This is a genomic window from Suipraeoptans intestinalis (assembly GCF_009696485.1).
Taxonomy (GTDB): Bacteria; Bacillota; Clostridia; order Lachnospirales; family Lachnospiraceae; genus Suipraeoptans; species Suipraeoptans intestinalis.
Genome location: NZ_VULY01000018.1, coordinates 1,607,740 through 1,625,124 on the forward strand (window position 1 = coordinate 1,607,740; position 17,385 = coordinate 1,625,124).

Annotated in this window: 19 protein-coding genes and 2 tRNA genes; 8 read left to right on the plus strand and 13 right to left on the minus strand. The window is 48.8% G+C overall.

What is annotated here, in order from left to right; translation table 11 throughout:
- Positions 1-34 precede the first annotated feature (34 nt).
- Positions 35-751 (minus strand): gamma-glutamyl-gamma-aminobutyrate hydrolase family protein, encoded by a 717-nt coding sequence (locus tag FYJ34_RS08340; RefSeq protein WP_154477781.1) that lies wholly within the window; start codon positions 749-751, stop codon positions 35-37.
- Between the two features lie 320 nt (positions 752-1,071).
- Here FYJ34_RS08340 and FYJ34_RS08345 point away from each other — a divergent pair, with 320 nt between their 5' ends.
- A complete protein-coding gene (locus tag FYJ34_RS08345) occupies positions 1,072-1,779 on the plus strand; it encodes a helix-turn-helix domain-containing protein (protein WP_154477783.1) in 708 nt (235 codons plus the stop codon).
- A 145-nt stretch (positions 1,780-1,924) separates the two neighbouring features.
- Here the strand turns inward: FYJ34_RS08345 and hisIE are convergent, their stop codons facing one another.
- The 9 genes from hisIE to FYJ34_RS08390 all read right to left on the minus strand — a co-directional run bounded on the left by hisIE (position 1,925) and on the right by FYJ34_RS08390 (position 9,399).
- Positions 1,925-2,578, minus strand: a complete 654-nt coding sequence (gene hisIE, locus FYJ34_RS08350; protein ID WP_154477785.1) for a bifunctional phosphoribosyl-AMP cyclohydrolase/phosphoribosyl-ATP diphosphatase HisIE — start codon at positions 2,576-2,578, stop codon at positions 1,925-1,927.
- A 54-nt stretch (positions 2,579-2,632) separates the two neighbouring features.
- The gene (gene hisF / locus FYJ34_RS08355) at positions 2,633-3,391 is read right to left on the minus strand and encodes an imidazole glycerol phosphate synthase subunit HisF (RefSeq protein ID WP_154477787.1); all 759 of its coding nucleotides are present in this window, start codon (positions 3,389-3,391) and stop codon (positions 2,633-2,635) included.
- A complete protein-coding gene (gene hisA, locus FYJ34_RS08360) occupies positions 3,388-4,101 on the minus strand; it encodes a 1-(5-phosphoribosyl)-5-[(5-phosphoribosylamino)methylideneamino]imidazole-4-carboxamide isomerase (RefSeq protein WP_154477789.1) in 714 nt (237 codons plus the stop codon). The genes hisF and hisA overlap by 4 nt, the downstream gene beginning before the upstream one ends.
- Before the next feature lie 2 nt (positions 4,102-4,103).
- Positions 4,104-4,718 (minus strand): imidazole glycerol phosphate synthase subunit HisH, encoded by a 615-nt coding sequence (hisH, locus tag FYJ34_RS08365; protein ID WP_154477791.1) that lies wholly within the window; start codon positions 4,716-4,718, stop codon positions 4,104-4,106.
- Positions 4,715-5,305, minus strand: coding sequence for an imidazoleglycerol-phosphate dehydratase HisB (hisB, locus tag FYJ34_RS08370; protein ID WP_154477793.1), 591 nt, complete (start codon positions 5,303-5,305; stop codon positions 4,715-4,717). Before hisB ends, hisH begins: the two co-directional genes overlap by 4 nt.
- Complete coding sequence (hisC, locus tag FYJ34_RS08375; protein ID WP_154477795.1) at positions 5,302-6,375, minus strand: histidinol-phosphate transaminase; 1,074 nt, start codon at positions 6,373-6,375, stop codon at positions 5,302-5,304. Before hisC ends, hisB begins: the two co-directional genes overlap by 4 nt.
- Positions 6,368-7,663, minus strand: a complete 1,296-nt coding sequence (hisD, locus tag FYJ34_RS08380; protein ID WP_154477797.1) for a histidinol dehydrogenase — start codon at positions 7,661-7,663, stop codon at positions 6,368-6,370. Before hisD ends, hisC begins: the two co-directional genes overlap by 8 nt.
- A complete protein-coding gene (gene hisG, locus FYJ34_RS08385) occupies positions 7,660-8,301 on the minus strand; it encodes an ATP phosphoribosyltransferase (RefSeq protein ID WP_235899384.1) in 642 nt (213 codons plus the stop codon). Before hisG ends, hisD begins: the two co-directional genes overlap by 4 nt.
- A gap of 147 nt (positions 8,302-8,448) precedes the next feature.
- Positions 8,449-9,399 (minus strand): ATP phosphoribosyltransferase regulatory subunit, encoded by a 951-nt coding sequence (locus FYJ34_RS08390; RefSeq protein WP_173017082.1) that lies wholly within the window; start codon positions 9,397-9,399, stop codon positions 8,449-8,451.
- Between the two features lie 202 nt (positions 9,400-9,601).
- On the opposite strand from FYJ34_RS08390, the gene FYJ34_RS08395 reads away from it, so the two are divergent.
- A complete protein-coding gene (locus FYJ34_RS08395; protein ID WP_154477801.1) occupies positions 9,602-10,138 on the plus strand; it encodes a flavin reductase family protein in 537 nt (178 codons plus the stop codon).
- 17 nt (positions 10,139-10,155) lie between these two features.
- On the plus strand, positions 10,156-11,301 hold the full coding sequence (locus FYJ34_RS08400) for a cation diffusion facilitator family transporter (RefSeq protein WP_154477803.1): 1,146 nt from the start codon (positions 10,156-10,158) through the stop codon (positions 11,299-11,301).
- A gap of 38 nt (positions 11,302-11,339) precedes the next feature.
- Here FYJ34_RS08400 and FYJ34_RS13710 read toward each other — a convergent pair whose 3' ends face one another.
- The gene (locus tag FYJ34_RS13710) at positions 11,340-11,816 is read right to left on the minus strand and encodes a methylated-DNA--[protein]-cysteine S-methyltransferase (RefSeq protein ID WP_154477805.1); all 477 of its coding nucleotides are present in this window, start codon (positions 11,814-11,816) and stop codon (positions 11,340-11,342) included.
- A 314-nt stretch (positions 11,817-12,130) separates the two neighbouring features.
- Here FYJ34_RS13710 and FYJ34_RS08410 point away from each other — a divergent pair.
- From FYJ34_RS08410 to FYJ34_RS12865, 3 genes are all read left to right on the plus strand, one after another.
- Positions 12,131-12,201, plus strand: a tRNA-Gln gene (locus FYJ34_RS08410).
- A 7-nt stretch (positions 12,202-12,208) separates the two neighbouring features.
- Positions 12,209-12,282 (plus strand) — tRNA-Pro (locus FYJ34_RS08415).
- A 442-nt stretch (positions 12,283-12,724) separates the two neighbouring features.
- On the plus strand, positions 12,725-13,015 hold the full coding sequence (locus FYJ34_RS12865; RefSeq protein WP_206671426.1) for a hypothetical protein: 291 nt from the start codon (positions 12,725-12,727) through the stop codon (positions 13,013-13,015).
- A gap of 115 nt (positions 13,016-13,130) precedes the next feature.
- Here FYJ34_RS12865 and FYJ34_RS08425 read toward each other — a convergent pair whose 3' ends face one another.
- On the minus strand, positions 13,131-14,033 hold the full coding sequence (locus FYJ34_RS08425; protein ID WP_154477807.1) for a LysR family transcriptional regulator: 903 nt from the start codon (positions 14,031-14,033) through the stop codon (positions 13,131-13,133).
- Between the two features lie 183 nt (positions 14,034-14,216).
- On the opposite strand from FYJ34_RS08425, the gene speB reads away from it, so the two are divergent.
- Both speB and FYJ34_RS08435 read left to right on the plus strand, forming a co-directional pair.
- Positions 14,217-15,164: an agmatinase gene (speB, locus tag FYJ34_RS08430; protein WP_154477809.1), complete on the plus strand. Its 948-nt coding sequence runs from the start codon at positions 14,217-14,219 to the stop codon at positions 15,162-15,164.
- Between the two features lie 16 nt (positions 15,165-15,180).
- Positions 15,181-16,614, plus strand: a complete 1,434-nt coding sequence (locus FYJ34_RS08435) for a YjiH family protein (RefSeq protein ID WP_154477811.1) — start codon at positions 15,181-15,183, stop codon at positions 16,612-16,614.
- Positions 16,615-16,762: 148 nt separating this feature from the next.
- Here FYJ34_RS08435 and FYJ34_RS08440 read toward each other — a convergent pair whose 3' ends face one another.
- Positions 16,763-17,338 carry a TetR/AcrR family transcriptional regulator gene (locus FYJ34_RS08440; RefSeq protein WP_173017083.1) on the minus strand — a complete coding sequence of 192 codons (576 nt, stop codon included), beginning with the start codon at positions 17,336-17,338 and terminating at the stop codon, positions 16,763-16,765.
- Positions 17,339-17,385: the final 47 nt, after the last annotated feature.

Genomic DNA, 17,385 nt, shown 5'->3' on the forward strand with positions numbered 1-17,385 from the left:
CTGAATGAAATGATAATAAAATAGTAATACGAAACTAGCAGTGGTGTATCAATGCCTTGAAAATATGGAGCATGTGCTCGTCGCTTGCGTGCATCATCTCGGGATGCCACTGAACGGCAAGGACGAATTTCGCATCCTTGTGCTCTATCGCTTCGATGATGTTATCATCCGCTCTGGCTGTGACTCTCATCCTGTCACCGGGAGTGTTGATTACCTGATGATGGAAGGAGTTTACGCATATCCTCCTTTCTTTCACGATATCAAAGAGCTTACTTCCTTCCTCGACATGGATATGGTGGCTTGGCATCGCCGGACTGTGCCCCTGGGAATGCTTGAGAGAAGTCTCTGCCAGCGAGAGATCCTGGTAGAGAGTACCGCCCTCGGCGACCGCAATGATCTGCGAGCCTCTGCAAATACCAAGCACCGGCATGTCTTTTTCTCTTGCGAGCCTGTACAAATCAAGGTCAAAAGCGTCGCGTTCCGGACAGACTTCGCCGAGGGTTTTGTGAGGCTCCTGATTGTAGCAAAGCGGATTTACATCCTGTCCGCCGGATAGAATCAGTCCATCGCACAGGGAAAGCGCAGCCTCTACGGCTTCTTTGTCGTCAGTCATAGGAAGCATGACAGGAACGCCCCCCGCAGCCAGCACTCCTTTTACATAGTCCCGGTTAACATACGATCTGTGATAGCCGGGGAACATTCCGCCGCTGTCGATTATGATACTGGTTGAAATACCTATGATTGGTCTCATTGTTTCACAAGCTCCTTTCTGCCGGCCCGTTTTCGCTGCTTTTTCGAGAACCGCTTACCGAACCTTCTCTCCATCTTTTACTACTTGAGAGTAGCATAAAAGACGCCGGCGTTCCAAATATGTCATGTGTCGCCAAAATAGATTTTTTTTAAAGAAATATCGTCAGAATTGACAAAAACCCGCGTTTTACTGTATGATAAAGAAAATTGTTCTAAAATATGAACAATTTAGACCGCAGTCAATTTTTATGAAATTTTTATGAAACTTTTATGAAACCGTTAGCGAGACGCAAGATTCACTTATGATTAGGAAGGCATACCATGAATGAGGCAAGTAAGGAAATCGGTAATAAAATCAGAACGTTCAGAAAAAAGCAAAAGATGACACTGGATGATCTTGCAGAGCGAATCTACAAGAGCAAGGCAACGGTGTCGAAATATGAGAAGGGCGAGATATCGATAGACATCAATACACTTTATGATATTGCGGCGGCACTCGATGCAAATATAGACCAGCTTCTGTACATGAAGAGAAGTCATGACAGGGTTTTGGGCGATCAGAAGATCCCGCCGTTTTTCCGGAACCTCTCCCAATTCTACGGATACTGGTATGACGGCAGGAATAACTCCATCCTCAGAATGGTTTTTGACGTGATGCCCTCAGACGGGACAAACATGCAGAGGGTGATGATGTACATGAACTTTGATGATTACAAGCATTATCCCATATGTGAGAACACATACTCCGGAACGATAGAGCATTACGACGCGCTTTCTATCATTCAGCTTACAAATCAGCATCTTTTCCTTGAAAAGGGAACGATACAGATTCTTGCGGCCTCCCTTGATTTCAAATACAAATGGGGAATGTGGACCGGTCTGTCTTCACGACCGATGATGCCGGTTTCGACAAAAATGCTGGTTTCGCGAGAGCGGCTGAAAGAAGATGAGGAACTCGTCGCCACACTGAAAATATCCAAAGAGGATATCCGGCTCCTAAAGCTCTACAATATGTTTACCGTTCTGTAATCCATATGCGGCAACAAAGCTGTTTTTTCGATACGCCAGGAGGCGTAAGCGAATGGAAGGGAGCGTCTGTCAGCCTCCTGCGACGATTCCAATTGGCGGAGAATCGATGCAGGACGCGAAAAACGCTCCCGGAAAAAAGAAAGTGTCAATTTGTCATTTTTTCCTGTTTAATCTTGTGATCGATCACATGACGGGAGGCCAGCTCCCGGTGGATGTCTTCCAAAGAAATGCCGGCTTCTGCCATCAGTACCATGGTGTGATAATACAGATCGGCGATTTCATAAATGGTTTCTTCCTTATCCTCCGCCTTGGCGGCAATGATCACCTCTGTACATTCTTCCCCGATTTTTTTCAGAATCTTATCCAGACCCTTTTCAAACAGATAAGTGGTATAAGAGCCTTCCTTGGGAGAGAGCTTCCTTTCGGCAATGAGCTGCAGAAGCTGTCCGGGAGAAAAAGAATCAAGGCCTTCCTCGTCTGCAGGAGAAGGATCTCCAAAGCAGGAGAAGGTACCCCGGTGGCAGGCAGGGCCGCAGGGGCGTACCATGACCAGCAGAGCATCTCTGTCACAGTCGGCTGTGATGGAAACAATGTGCTGGTAATTTCCGCTGGTTTCTCCTTTTAGCCAAAGCTCCTGACGGGAACGGCTCCAGAAGCAGGTGCGCTTTGTCGCAAGAGAGATCTGCAGGCTTTCTCGGTTCATGTAAGCCAGAGTCAGTACCTGGCCGGTTGCTACGTCGCAGACGATGGCAGGGATCAAGCCCTTCTCATCAAATTGCAGGGTGGAACTATCGATCATAAAAACACTCCTTTCCGTGAGCAGAGGAAGATATTTGGGGGTAAAAGATCCGATCTACAGGCGAACGGGGATCCCGTTCTTTGCCATGGCCTGTTTCAGATCGGGGATAGCCACTTCTCCAAAATGGAAGATGGAGGCGGCAAGTCCGGCGTCCACCTTGGGAAGAGTCCGGAACAATTTCAAAAAATCCTGAATGTGACCGGCTCCTCCGGAAGCGATGACCGGTACGTCCACCTGAGAAGACACGAGAGACAATAGCTCCAGATCAAAGCCACGCTTCACGCCGTCCGTGTCGATAGAATTGACCACCACCTCTCCGGCGCCGGCCGCCACCCCCTGGCGGATCCAGGAGAGAGCTTCCAATCCCGTATATTCCCGGCCGCCTTTGGCATAAACGTAGTAGGTGCCATCCAGAAGCTTGATATCTACCGACAGAACCACACACTGACTTCCATATTTTTTGGCGGCCTCCGAGATGAGGGAAGGACGCTTTAGTGCGCCGGAATTCACACTGACCTTGTCGGCGCCGCAGTGAAGGACACGGTCAAAATCCTCCAGGCTCTGGATGCCGCCGCCTACCGTCAACGGAATAAAGACCTGACGGGCTGTCTGACGGAGGATGTCCGTAAACAGACGGCGCTGTTCCGAGGAAGCGGTGATATCATAAAAGACCAGTTCGTCGGCGCCTGCCAGACTGTAAGCTTTGGCCAGCTCTACGGGAGAAGCCACGTCAGACAGTCCGGAAAAATTTACCCCCTTTACCACCCGTCCGTCTTTTACATCCAGACAGGGAATGATACGTTTTGTGATCATCGAATCACCTCCAAAGCATGTTGCAAATCTATGGCGCCGGTATAGTACGCCTTTCCCACAATGGCGCCGGAAAGGTTCAGTTCTGCCAGCTTCTGCAGGTCAGCAACAGAAGAAACGCCGCCGGATGCGATGATCTGCAGCGGGAACAGAGAAGAAAGACGCCGGTACAGGAAGAAGGAAGGCCCCTGCAAGGCTCCGTCCCGGGAAATGTCGGTACAGATGACGGTACGGACTCCAAGATCCGTCAGTTCCCGGCAAAATTCCTCCGTGGTTCTTTGGGAGGAGGCCTTCCAGCCGGACACGGCTACCTGTCCGTCCCGGATATCGACTCCCACGGCGATCCGGTCTTTGTAGCGAGCTACGGCGCTTTTCAAAAGCTGAGGATCTGTGACTGCCGAAGTTCCCAGGATCACCCGGTCCAGCCCGGCAGAAAGATACTGCTCGATCACTTCCATGGAGCGGATGCCACCTCCTACCTGACAGAAGGCCCGGGTCTGTTCCTTGATCCGGCAGATCAGAGGCAGATGAGGGCAGGTTCCGGATCTGGCGCCCATAAGATCTACCAGGTGGAGATGGGAGGCGCCCAGTTGGACAAAGTGGCCGGCCAGGGCGACAGGATCCTTGCTGTACCGGTCCATTTGGCTGTAGTCACCCTGATAAAGACGCACCGCCTGATTTTCATAAAGGTCAATGGCTGGAAATATATACATGCTCAGTCTACCTCCTGACAAAATGTTTTTAGGATCTCAAGTCCTACAGCGCCGCTTTTTTCCGGGTGGAACTGACAGCCGTACACGCAGCCGCAGGCAACGGCGGCAGTCAGAGGAATTCCATAATCGGTAGTAGCGATCACAAAATCAGAGCAGTCGGCGGCATAGTAGGAATGAACGAAATATACGAAGGAATCCCGGGGAATCCGGGAGAACAGGGCGGAGCTTCGCGTCTGATGAAGCTGATTCCAGCCGATGTGGGGAATCTTGCAGGAAGAAGGCACTACAGGGAAGAGGGGGCGTACTGTGCCAGGAATCAATCCCAATCCCTGGTGGATCCCGTTTTCCATGCTGGTCTGAAACAGAAGCTGCATGCCAAGACAGATTCCCAAAAGGGGTTTGCCGGAAGCTGTTTCCTGCCGGATGACCTGATCCAGCCCAAAGTGCTTTAACTGGCCGATGGCATCACAGAAAGCGCCGACTCCCGGAAGGATCAGACGGTCTGCCTGGTGGATCTGCCGGGGATCCCTGGTGATGATGGAGGCTTCCCCGATAGAATCCAGAGAGCTTTGCAGAGAAAACAGGTTTCCCACTCCGTAATCCAAAATGGCGATCATGACAACACCCCTTTCGTGGACGGCAGATCCTGTGGAAAGGCCGTATCTATCCGGACGGCAGTCCGCAGGGATCTGGCGACAGATTTAAAGGCTCCCTCAATAATGTGATGGGAATTGGTTCCGGAAAGTTGACGGATGTGGAGGGAGCAGCCTGCGTGGCGGACGAAAGCAAGCCAGAATTCCTCCACCAATTGGGTGTCAAAGGTTCCTACTTTTTCCGTGGGGATTTCCAGAGCGCAGGTAAGATGTCCCCGTCCGTCCAGATCAACGGCAGACAGGAGCAGGGCTTCGTCCATGGGAAGGATGGCGTGTCCGTATCGCAGGATGCCGCGCCGATCTCCCAGAGCCTGGGAAAATGCGCTTCCCAGCACGATCCCGATATCTTCTACCGTATGATGATCGTCCACCTGAGTATCTCCTTTGCAGGAAAGCTCCAGAAAGATCCGGCTGTGTTTGGCAAACAGAGTCAGCATATGATCCAAAAAGCCGCAGCCGGAATCAATGGAGGAGGAGCCGTCTCCGTCCAGGTTCAGATGAAGCCGGATCTGAGTTTCCGTAGTAGTGCGTTTGATCTGACAGGTTCTCATAAAGACTCCTTTCTTGTAAGAAGGATCGTTTCCAAAGCGTCCAGAAGCCGATCCATTTGAGGCTGTGTACCGATGGTGATCCGAATATAGGAGGAAATACGGGGCTGGTCAAAATGCCGGACCAAAATTCCCTGAGCCTTTAGCTGCTGATATAATTTCTTCCCGGAAACAGCGGGGTGGGAAGCAAAAAGAAAATTGGCTTTGGAAGCGGTAACGGTAAATCCAAGTTTTTCCAAAGCGTGACGGCAGGCTTCCCGGATCTGGCAGATGCGTTGGCAGTTTCGGGAAAAGGACACGGGATCGGAAAGCGAGGCGATCCCGGCGGCCATGGTCATCCGGTTGACGTTGTAAGGATTGAGAGAGTTCCGCAGGGTGTTCAGGTCTGCGATGATGTCCGGGTGCGCTGCGCAAAATCCCAGACGCCCGCCTGCAAGAGAGCGGGATTTGGAAAACGTCTGTATGACCAGGAGGTTGGCGTGCTGTTCCAGAAGACCGAGGGCGCTTTCCCCGGCAAAATCAATATAAGCTTCGTCTACGACCACCAGCTGACGGGAGTGACGCTCCAGAAAGGCCCGGAGCTGCTCCGGCGGGATCCAAAGACCGGTGGGGGCATTGGGATTGGCCAGGAAAATGGTTCCCTGATCCAGATCTTCATGGAACAGATCGACGGAAAAATCCGGCAGCAAAGGGACGGTACGAAAAGGAACCCGGGTCATTTCTGCAAATACGGAGTAGAACCCGTAAGTAATATCAGGAAACACGGCAGGACAGGTTTCTCCGCAAAAAGCCAGAAAAGCCAGATACAACAATTCATCCGATCCATTGCCGCACAAAAGCTGCCGGGGGGAAAGCCGATAGGTTGTGGCCAGAGCCTGCCTTAAGGCGGTGCATTCCGGGTCGGAATACAGGTGCAGCTTTCCGGCGGCTTCTCTCGCTGCCTCCTGCACCTGTGGAGTGGGAGGGAAGGGAGATTCATTGGTATTTAGTTTCAGGAAACTGTTAAAACAGGGTTGTTCTCCCGGCTGGTAAGGCGTCAGGTGACGATAGCGGGAGGTAAAAAATCTACTCATAAGCTTCCTCCTTCCGGATCAGGGCGCTTCGCCCGTGAGCCTCCAGTCCCTCTTTCCGGGCAAAAGCTGCCACAGACGGCGCTGCCTGTAAAAAGGCTTCCCTGGTGTAATAGGTGTATTGGCTGGTTTTTACAAAATCATCCACCGACAGAGGGCTAAAAAACCGGGCAGTCCCGCCGGTGGGGAGCGTGTGATTGGGACCTGCCAGATAATCTCCCAGAGCTTCCGGACAGTGGCACCCCAGGAAGATGGATCCGGCATGGCGGATATCCGGCAGGTGATCAAAGGGGGAATCCACACACAGTTCCAGGTGCTCCGGAGCCATCTGATTGGCAATCTGAATGGCGGCAGGAAGATCGTTCACCACCAGAATGCAGCCACGCTGCTTTAGGGAAGCCCTGGCAATCTCCTGCCTTGGGAGACATAAGAGCTGTTCCTCCAGAGACTGCTGCACCTGTAAAGCCAGTTGAGAAGAGGTGGTAATCAGCACTGCCCGGGCCATTTTGTCATGCTCTGCCTGAGAAAGAAGATCGGCAGCCAGATGCCTGGGAGAGCTGTGTCCGTCGGAAATTATCAGGATCTCACTGGGACCTGCGATCATATCAATGGCAACCAGGCCAAATACCTGTCTTTTCGCTTCTGCCACATAGGCGTTTCCGGGGCCCGTGATCTTATCTACGGCGGGAATGGAAGCGGTTCCGTAAGCGAAGGCGCCAATGGCCTGAGCGCCTCCTGCCTTGAAGATCCGGGTAACACCTGCCAGGCGGGCGGCGGCCAGGATCTCCGGAGAAATCTGCCCGTTTGGAGAAGGAGGCGTAGCCATAAAGATCTCCCGACATCCGGCGATCTTTGCCGGAATGGCGTTCATCAGTACGGTGGAGGGATAGGCGGCCGTTCCGCCCGGGACATAGATCCCTACCCGGTCCAAAGGGGTAACCATCTGCCCCAGAAGGATCCCTTTTCCGGGAGAGAAGGAAAACCCGTTCCGTTTTTGGTGACTGTGGAAGGAGCGGATCTGAGCGGCAGATGTTTTCAACACCTGCAGAAAATCGGAATCTATCTGATCCAAGGCAGAATTGATCTCTTCTTCTGTGACCTCCAGACGGGAGAGGCGAACGCCGTCCAACTGTTCCGTATAGGAAAGAAGCGCTTCCTCGCCGGACTGGCGGATGTCCCCAAGGATCCGGGAAACAGAATCGGAAATCGCACGATTTTCAGGGGACAGACGGGATGCAGAGAACAGGGCGTCCAAGGTAGCGGCATCAGGATAGGAAATAACAGGGATCATAGGTGTTCCTCCTTTTTTTGCAGGGAAAGTTGCTGTACGATCTTTTGGATCTGCAGGTATTTAAACTGGAAGGCCGCCTGATTGGCGATCAGCCTCGCACTGATGGGAAGGAGGGTATCTATAACCTCCAACCGGTTTTCTTTCAGGGTTTTTCCGGTTTCTACAATGTCTACGATCACGTCAGACAGCCCCAGAAGAGGAGCGATCTCAATGGAGCCGTTCAGGCGGATGATATCAATGTCCCGGCGCCGGGAAGCATAGTAGCCGGCGGCAATGTTGGCAAATTTGGTGGCCACCCGAAGCGGGCGGGAGCCGTCGTCTAAAAATCCTGTGGGAGCGGCTACTGCCATGCGGCAGGCACCGATGCCAAGGTCGAGAAGTTCATAGACGGCAGGCTCATATTCCAGCAGGATATCTTTTCCGGCGACTCCGATATCTGCACTGCCCCGGGAGACATAGGTGGCGACATCGGAAGGCTTTGCCCAGAAGTACCGGACTTTGGCCGGAGGATATTCAAAGACCAGAGTGCGGTTATCCTCCAGGATACCGGGACAGGGAAAACCGGCCTGCTCAAATTGTTTATAGACGATCCGACCCAGCCGTCCCTTGGGAAGGGCAATATTTAACAGAGAATCCAAGATGTTGACCTCCTTCCATTCTTGCAGATATGAAAAAATGCAAAGTTGCAGACAGTATGTTTCAAAAAACAGGTTGCCGCCGCCGGAAACTGCGGATACTTCAACGGTGGAGTGTTCCTTTAGAAAACAGGCACAGGCGGCTGCCGGTCAGGGCGTGCAGGTTTCGCCTCTTAGTTTATTCAGATAAAGTGCAAATCCGATGGCTCCCTCCGTTCGCCCCAGCTTTTGCACAAGATGATCATACCTTCCGCCGGACAGGACGCTTTCGGGAATTCCCTCCAAAAATCCCTTAAACAGAACCCCGTTGTAGTAGTTGGTATCTCCGGTTACGGAGAAATCAATCTGGAGCCGGGAAAGAAAGAACTGTTCCCGGGCGGAGTCCTTCCCAAATCCGGCATGGATAGACTCCTGCAGTTCCAACAGGCTGTCATAGGCGCCCAGATGTTTGGCCAAAGGAGCCAGTCTGGGAAGCACGACGGAAGGAGGACCAAAGGTGGCGATCAATTCCTGCAGGGGCTTAGCGTACTGACAGGGGATCTGATGGCTCCGGCAGATTTCCTCAATTCCATGACAGTTTTTTTCTCTGGTGCATTTTAGCAGGGCGGTCAGAATGGCATCCTCCTCCGTGATCTGCCGCAAGGCGGCAGAAAGCAGCGCTAAATGGGAAATCGTCAGGATGAAAGGTCTCTGGCAGGCGCTAAGGCTTTTGGCTGCAAGCATCAAAACCTCTCCGATACAATCCGTGTCGATCCTGCCGAGACATTCCAGTCCTGTCTGAGGGATCCCTTGAAAATGCGTGCTTCCCGGAAGCCCACGATAGACGGTTTCGCTGTAGAACAGCTTTTGCAGAGAATCAGAGGATAAGGGAGTGTGGCGGATAACCGACAGCGTTACATCAGGCGTCAGAGCCATCAACGTCCCATCCAGATCAGTGAAGCTGATGATCTGATCTGAAATTAAAAAGTCTTTGTGCTGACGGTACAGATCATATTCTTCAAACGTTTCCATGCGGTATCTGGAATACCCCTGTTCCAGATAGTAGGAGCGCAGCGTCAGCAGGATGCGCTCTGTGTGATCCAAAAGCAACTCATAGTCCACGGGGACTCCCCCCCTTTCCATAATTTTAATTAGGTAGCATGATATCACGTTACAAAGATAAAGTCAATACAAAGTAAGCCTCCAAAACAGTTTTTCAGAAGCAGTCCCGGTTGCCATTCTGAAAAAAAGGATTATAATTAGGAATAGAAGCCAGGAAAACGGGGCAGAAACCGAGAAAAACAAAACGGCAGGAGGATGACGGATGAAAAGAGAAATAGACGTAGTTTCGTATGCAAATGAGATTTTGACAGGAGTAAAAAACGGGGTACTACTGACCACGAAGGCGGGAGGAAGAGTCAACACGATGGCGATCTCCTGGGGAACCCTGGGAATCGAATGGAACAAACCGATCTTTACTACCTTTGTGCGGGAAGGCCGATTTACCAAGAGGCAGTTGGACGAAAACGGAGAATTTACCATCAATATTCCTCTGGGAGAGTATGACCGGAAGATCATCGGGGTTTGTGGTACGAAGTCGGGATATGATACAGACAAAATAAAGGAACTGGGACTGACGCTGGAAGAGGCGGAAAAGATTTCTGTTCCGGGGATCCGGGAGCTGCCGCTGACCCTGGAATGTAAGGTGATCTATAAACAGGAGCAGGATCGCCATGCCATCCGCCCGGAAGAGATCGAGGCCTTTTATCCACAGGATGTGGCTTCCTCCTTCCACGGATCAAACAGAGATTTTCACACGGCCTATTATGGAGAGATCGTGAAGGCATATATCATAGAATAAAGGAGCATCAGGAAAAGATGGAGAGAAAAAACGGGGAGCATCAGGAAACGGAACGAAAAGAAAGAGACAGGATCATTATCCGGACAAGCGCAGTAGGGATCGCGGCCAATCTTTTGCTGGCAGGCTTTAAAGCGGGAGTAGGGCTTTTGTCACATTCTATCGCTGTGGTGCTGGACGCTGTCAATAACTTGTCAGACGCACTGTCTTCCGTGATCACTATCACAGGGACGAAGCTGGCGGGAAAGGCACCGGATAAGAAGCATCCGCTGGGCTATGGAAGGATCGAATATCTAAGCGCCATGATCGTTGCGCTGATCGTCCTTTATGCGGGAGTTACTGCGCTGGCAGAATCCGTCAAAAAGATCCTGCATCCGGAGCAGGCAAGCTATTCCATGACGTCTCTGATCATTATCGGAGCTGCGATCCTGGGGAAGCTGCTGTTGGGCAGGTATGTAAAAAAACAGGGAGAGAAAGTAAAATCCCAGGCGCTTGTAGCCTCTGGTGCAGATGCCCTGTTTGACGCAGTCCTTTCTGCTTCTGTGCTTGTTTCTGCCATCATTTACATGGTCTGCCAGATTTCCCTGGAGGCTTATGTAGGAGTGGTCATCGCCGCCATCATTATAAAATCCGGTTTTGAAATGCTGTGGGAAACATTGGGAGAGATTTTGGGCCAGAGGCCGGATCCGGAGATGACAGAGCGGATCAAGCAGATCCTGACAGAAGAAAAAGAAGTGATGGGGGCTTATGACCTGATCCTGAACAATTACGGACCCAACAAGAATTATGCTTCCGTCCATCTGGAGCTGCCGGATAACATGCAGGTGGAACAGGTGGATGTCCTGACCAGAAAACTGCAGGAGCGAGTGTATGCTCAGACAGGAGTGATCCTTACCGGAGTGGGAGTCTATTCCTACAATACGCGGGAGAATGAACCCTCCAGGATCCGAAACAAGGTACAAAACATCGTGCTGTCTCACGACTGGGTACTGCAGCTGCACGGATTTTACATGGATCTGAAAGAAAAAGACATGCGATTTGACGTGGTGTTAAGCTTTGACATCCGGCATCAGGAAGGGATAGAGATCCTGGAGAAAGAACTGAGAACGGAGTATCCCGATTACACTATCCGAATCACGGCAGATGTAGATACTTCGGATATATAAATGCAGAGATTCTCACAAACTGTGCAGCGGCCTCCTTTTTAGGAGGGTGTGTTTTTCCTGCTGTGCGCCTGCTCTAACTGCAGCAGTGCCTGTTTCATAGGAAGCCCGCCTGCATAGCCCACCAGTTTTCCATTTGACCCGATTACGCGATGGCAGGGAACCACGATGGCAACAGGGTTTTTATTGTTGGCGAGACCAACTGCCCTGGAAGCCTTTTCGTTTCCGATGGCGATGGCGATTTCCTTGTAGCTTCGTGTTTCTCCGTAGGGGATTTCCGTCAGTGCCCTCCAGACCCGTTTTTGAAATTCGGTTCCCCGCAATTCGTAAGCAAAGGTAAAGGATTTTCGTTTACCTTCCAGATATTCTGTGATTTCCCGGAAAACTTTTTCCGTAAAAGCGGTTTTTTGCCCCGGGTGGTCTGAGTGCTCCAGTGTTTCCAGAAAAAGAACCACTTCCTCCCTGTATCCTATTTTTAAAAATCCAAAAGGGAATGCGTAAACTGCAAAGCTTTCCATAAACGTGCGCTCCTTTCTGTAAACAATGGATTGTCATGCTCCAAATGATTTTGAGGTCATAGTGTTTGCGCTATTATACAATGGATCCGGTTTAGGAGCAATGACTTTCAGAAAAAGCGATAGAGTCTGAAAGCAGAGGGAGTGTCAGGGGAGTGGAGAGCCTCAAATTGCAGGTAGAAGGCTGGATTAGATTTTGAAAAGAGAGAGGAAAAATCGGCTGTTGATATTTTTGTGTCAAATAAATGGAAATAAATAAAAATTTCTCTTGCTTTTTTTCAGAGGTTTGATATAATGTTAATGTTCGTGGTAAACGATGCGGATTGGTGTAATGGCAGCACAGCAGACTCTGACTCTGTTAGTAGAGGTTCAAGTCCTCTATCCGTAGTTACCATCGGAGTGTGGCTCAGCTTGGTAGAGCGCTACGTTCGGGACGTAGAGGTCGCGTGTTCGAATCACGTCACTCCGATTACAAAAAACCCTTGTATTTACAAGGGTTTTTGCATGTCTACAGAAGGTGTTTTATTCATTTTTATTAGTTTGCCTAAGAATTTTTTCCATAATCAGTCGTAAAATAATATTGGGTGTGGGTTAAACTATTTTGGGGGTTTTTTTATCTGAAGATCTTTCCTACATCTGCATAGCAGGGCTAACTGAAAAACTGATTGATATTTTCTCGAAATCTCCTGATATGGATTCGGCGAGGATAGAGAAGATTAGTTCTGGCTTGCAAGAAAGAATACGTAAATTTAAAAAATTTACTAGTAAAAAAGTACGGAGTATTGAAAAGCAAGGAAAGAAAAAAGACGTATCGAGATAAATATTTGTAGATGTGAAGTAGGCACCAAAAAAGCACTAGGCAAAAAGCTTAGTGCTTTTTTGATGCTATTAATAGCATAGAAAGGAGAAATATGAAGAACAAAAAAGGAGCGTTAGGATACGGATATTTATTTAATTATTTTGGAGAGAGTCGTTACGAAAACAAAGTGGTTATTGGTGCAGGAATAGAGATTGCCGACTATGATGCCAGGGCTTCCGAGTTTGCGGCAAAAATCAAGGAAGGCGTGGGGAATGAAACGTTTGCCGTGATAGAGGCCAACTCCATTCATTTTGATTCCTACTACATCTATCGCATCGGTGGTCAAGGAGAAGGATGGTTGCAACAGAATGCAACATTTTATGGCGTATTGCAGCGGATTTGATCTGTTCAAGAAAAAACGGCTGTGAGAAAACAGAACGTCGATAAGAGGCAGAAAGTTCAGGCGGGGATTTTTCCCCGCCTTTGGCATGTCTGCAAGTCAGTCTGCGGGCAGACGTTTATGGCCTGTCCTCCGAAAACAGCTTCTTTAGCTGTCTGATGAACAATTTTTCCCGGGAATTCATCGTATAGGCAGAATGGTGCAGGAGGAAAGCGCTCATTCCGCCGGGCGCATGGATGATGGGAAGTTCCACACAATCTTTGCTGTAGGTATCTGCATATCGTTTCATCATAACCGTAACGTACATGCTTCGGGTGATCGCATCCAGCAGGCTTCCGCGGTCAAAGACGTACAAAATTTTATGATCGTCTTTGAAGCCAAGGATCTGGAGCCACTCGTCAAATTTAAAATTCTCATACATAATAAATTTATAATTCGGAATGTCGGAAAACAGGATCTCACGCTTTCGTGCCAAAGGATGTCTTTTTGAGGCAAGAAGAATGAGCGGCCGGTTTAAAGCAATGGGAATCAGCTTTAAATTGTGTCTTTCCGCAAACTGGTGGTAAGCGTGGCTGACCTGATCGAAACAGTAAAACAGCGACATCCGATACCGCTGCTCTATCACATCCCGCATCGTCTGTATCAGGCCGGTTTCTTTAAACTGATCCTCATGAGTAATGGAGGGGTTTTTCTTTTTAAAATCCAAAAAACAGTTCATGAAATCGAAAGAATAGGTACAGGAGATGGAAATGTTTTTCTTGTCTGTAAAGAGGAACGGGATGTTCTTTATGGTTTCCAGTTCTACCAGGATCTTTTGGGCGGACTTTATGAAAAGTTCGCCCTCTTTTGTCAGATGAACTCCTGTTTTTTTGCGTTGAAACACTGAAAATCCCAGTTCCTGCTCCAGATTTTTGATACTGACGCTCAGGTTAGGCTGAGAGATCTGCAGGATTTGTGCAGCTTTGTTGATCGAGCCGCATTCGGATATTGCAATGACATATTCAAAGTATTTGCTGTCCATAGTTGTCACCACCCAGGAAAGAAGACCGACAGTTTCTGGGGTTATTATATGACAATTCATATAACTTATCAAGGATTCGTATATATCAGAGAGCAGATTTAATGCTATGCTCTACACAACAAAAGTTGTTAACAACGTAACAATGTAACAAGATCATTTTATTTCATGTAGGAGGGATTGACTATGACAGAGAATAAGCAACCGGCAAGCGCACTATCTTCGCCAAGATTTTGTAACATGGGAACATTTATGAGGATGCAGAAAGTGGACTCGGCAGAAGGACTTGATTTCGTAATTGCAGGAGCTCCGTTTGATACGGCAAGCTCTTTCCGATCCGGCTCACGCTTTGGCCCCAATGCGATCCGTAATATTTCTGCCATGATGAAACCAAACAACGTGATCATGCAGGTAAACATTATGGACAGCTTAAAGGGAGGAGACATGGGAGACTTTAATGTGACGCCCGGCTACATCCACCCAACGTATGCGGCGATAGAAGCCGGAGTGGCGGAGATATTAAAAGCAGATGCCTGTCCCATCATATTGGGGGGAGATCATTCCATTACCCTGGCAGAGCTGCGCGCCGTAGCGAAAAAACATGGTCCGGTGGCGCTGCTCCACTTTGATTCGCATTCCGACCTGTGTGATGAAGTATTCGGGGAAAAGTACAACCACGGAACGCCCTTTAGAAGAGCACTGGAGGAAGGGCTGATTGATCCGGCCCACTCTGTTCAGATCGGAATGAGAGGTTCCCTGTACGACCCAAATGAGCACAAAATGGCGGCAGAGTTGGGCATGAAGCTGATCCCGGCACATAAAGTACGGGAAATGGGGATGCCGGCGTTGATCCAGACAGCGCTGGAGCGGATCGGAGATACTCCCTGCTTCCTCACCTTTGATATCGATTTTGTAGATCCTGCTTATGCGCCTGGAACGGGAACGCCGGAAGTGGGCGGATTTACGTCATTGGAGGCGCTTGAGCTGGTAAGAAGCATGAAGGATCTGAATTTTGTGGGATTTGACCTGGTGGAAGTGCTTCCTGCTTACGATCACGGAGAGATCACATCGTACCTTGCGGCAAATATTGTGTTTGAGTATCTTTCCATTCTTGCTTTAAAAAAGAAGGAATAGAGCAGGGAGGGAACGTATGGAGAGCGATAAGAACAATGTAAATTTAAACAACAATGCGGTGCTGGATCAGCTTACATTGTCAGATAGCCAGAAAAGACAGGGCGCGGTGAAAGCAGTTATCTTTACCCTGATCGCAGTATTTATCTTTTTTGTTCCCGTTACCATAAAGGGAACGACGGACGTAGTGTTTGGGATTGTGTATAAAAGCATCAAATCCAACCTGGGCCTTCTGGGATCCTGGCTGGGCGGGATCATAATTATGGGCAATGCCATTGCCAGTATCTATGGGAAGTACCTGTGTAAGCGAAAGGATTCATTCCTGTACAGGTACTATGCGGAAGATTCCGTGATACATCCTTTGTTTTACCTGTTTGGCGGAGTCTGTACGTTGATCCTTCTGCTACATTTCACAGTTCCATCTTTTACAGGACCTGCCTGTATTACCAGTCCGGATATCGGGGAAACGGTTTATTCCATTGCCATGGACGTTGCGTTGATCATACCGGTAAGCGGGATCTTCATGCCGTTTTTGCTGAATTACGGGATCGTGGATTTTATAGGCAGTCTGCTGGAGCCGCTGATGCGACCGGTCTTTAAAACGCCGGGAAGGAGTGCGGTAAATGCTATTGCATCCTTTGTCAGTTCTGCATCGGTGGGAGTTCTGATCACCAGCAAGCTCTATAAAAGCGGCGTCTATACAAAAAAGGAAGCGGCGTTGATCGCTACCGGATTTAGCGCCGTCAGTGTGGGATTCGCATATAAGGTGATTGAAACGGCCGGATTATCGGACTACTTTTTACCGATCTATTTTATCGCAATGCTGATCACGCTGATCATCAGCTTCTTTATGTGCAGGATTCCGCCCTTGTCCAGAAAGCAATCGGTTTACCTGGATGGGCATGAACAGACAAGGGAAGAGATTCAGGCGGAAAAAATCCCTGCGAGATCTGTTGTCAGGATTGGCGGTGCCCGGGCCATCAAGAAGGCGGCTACTGCGCCGAATTTCTTTCGAGAGATCAGGTCCAGTCTTTTAGACAGTTGTTTTGTTCTGCCGAAAGTCATTTCCCTGCTGACGGCAGCCGGTATTGTGGCTATGATCATAGCAACCTATACGCCGGTATTTCACTGGATCGGAAAGCTGTTTGAACCGTTGCTGGTGCTATTGGGAGTGCCGGATGCGGCGCAGATCGCGCCGTCTCTCCCGGTTGGGATTGCCGAAATGTTTCTGCCGGTTCTTCTGATCGCCGACAAAGTGGGACGGTTGTCACTGGAAGCGCGGTATATGGTCGTAACAGTGTCCATGGTGCAGATCATATTCTTTTCTGAAACGATCGTTGTGATGCTGTCAACCAAGATTCCGGTCACATTAAAGGAACTGGTGATTTGTTTCTTTGAAAGGACAGTGCTGGCGATTCCCATCAGCGCACTATTTATGCATCTTTTATTTTAGAAGCTTCAAAATGATTTTTACGCCAGTGGGCCTTGATCCACTGGCGTATTGTCTGTGCTGTAAAAAAGATTGATTTTGCGGTTCCATACAGAACTGCTGCAATATCAACGATAGTTTTCTATGTAGAAAGGACGGGTGTATAGATAGATTAATATAAAAATTGACAGACCGAATGAATAAGCTGTTTCACAGCAGTATCAGTCAGCTCAGGATTTAATTTATTCAAATCGGAAGTGCCGATAATGATGATCGTATAGGCTTCTGAAAATAGAAGAAAATCATTGATAGATTTGGTGGTTGCCAGTTTACGCATCATAAATGTGGCAGTTTCTTCTATTTTTTCATTTCGGTTATCAAGAAGTCCGTATTTTTTTTGCAGGATATTGTAGTCATCTTGAGTAAGGCATCTGTAAATGTTATTGTATGAAATTGTATCAAATAAAAATTGTTCAAAAACTTCCATGGGAATTCCGGTTGGATATTCTTTGGACAGTGCCAAGAACTGTTCCCTTGTTTCGTATTTTCTCTTCTTTATAAGCCAAATAATAAACGCATCTTTGCTCTTGAAAAAATGATAGAACGTTCCTGTGCCGATTCCGACGGAAGAGGCAATATCAACGATCTTTAATTTTTTATATCCAAATTTTTTTAGAAGAATATATCCTTCTTTATAGAATTTTTCTAGTAAAAGCTCCCTTTCTTCTTTTGTAAAATTAGCCGGCATCTGTTCACCTCCAATCGAGAAATTATACCCATATTTTAGCAAGTACA

Coding starts and splice junctions, on each gene's coding strand:
- FYJ34_RS08435 (WP_154477811.1), top strand. CDS start 15,181: ATGGAGAGCGATAAGAACAATGTAAATTTAAACAACAATGCGGTGCTG.
- speB (WP_154477809.1), top strand. CDS start 14,217: ATGACAGAGAATAAGCAACCGGCAAGCGCACTATCTTCGCCAAGATTT.
- FYJ34_RS08345 (WP_154477783.1), top strand. CDS start 1,072: ATGAATGAGGCAAGTAAGGAAATCGGTAATAAAATCAGAACGTTCAGA.
- hisF (WP_154477787.1), bottom strand. CDS start 3,391: ATGATCACAAAACGTATCATTCCCTGTCTGGATGTAAAAGACGGACGG.
- FYJ34_RS08400 (WP_154477803.1), top strand. CDS start 10,156: ATGGAGAGAAAAAACGGGGAGCATCAGGAAACGGAACGAAAAGAAAGA.
- FYJ34_RS08440 (WP_173017083.1), bottom strand. CDS start 17,338: ATGCCGGCTAATTTTACAAAAGAAGAAAGGGAGCTTTTACTAGAAAAA.
- hisH (WP_154477791.1), bottom strand. CDS start 4,718: ATGATCGCCATTTTGGATTACGGAGTGGGAAACCTGTTTTCTCTGCAA.
- FYJ34_RS08395 (WP_154477801.1), top strand. CDS start 9,602: ATGAAAAGAGAAATAGACGTAGTTTCGTATGCAAATGAGATTTTGACA.
- FYJ34_RS08340 (WP_154477781.1), bottom strand. CDS start 751: ATGAGACCAATCATAGGTATTTCAACCAGTATCATAATCGACAGCGGC.
- hisA (WP_154477789.1), bottom strand. CDS start 4,101: ATGTATATATTTCCAGCCATTGACCTTTATGAAAATCAGGCGGTGCGT.
- FYJ34_RS13710 (WP_154477805.1), bottom strand. CDS start 11,816: ATGGAAAGCTTTGCAGTTTACGCATTCCCTTTTGGATTTTTAAAAATA.
- FYJ34_RS08425 (WP_154477807.1), bottom strand. CDS start 14,033: ATGGACAGCAAATACTTTGAATATGTCATTGCAATATCCGAATGCGGC.
- FYJ34_RS12865 (WP_206671426.1), top strand. CDS start 12,725: ATGAAGAACAAAAAAGGAGCGTTAGGATACGGATATTTATTTAATTAT.
- hisD (WP_154477797.1), bottom strand. CDS start 7,663: ATGATCCCTGTTATTTCCTATCCTGATGCCGCTACCTTGGACGCCCTG.
- hisIE (WP_154477785.1), bottom strand. CDS start 2,578: ATGATCGATAGTTCCACCCTGCAATTTGATGAGAAGGGCTTGATCCCT.
- hisC (WP_154477795.1), bottom strand. CDS start 6,375: ATGAGTAGATTTTTTACCTCCCGCTATCGTCACCTGACGCCTTACCAG.
- hisB (WP_154477793.1), bottom strand. CDS start 5,305: ATGAGAACCTGTCAGATCAAACGCACTACTACGGAAACTCAGATCCGG.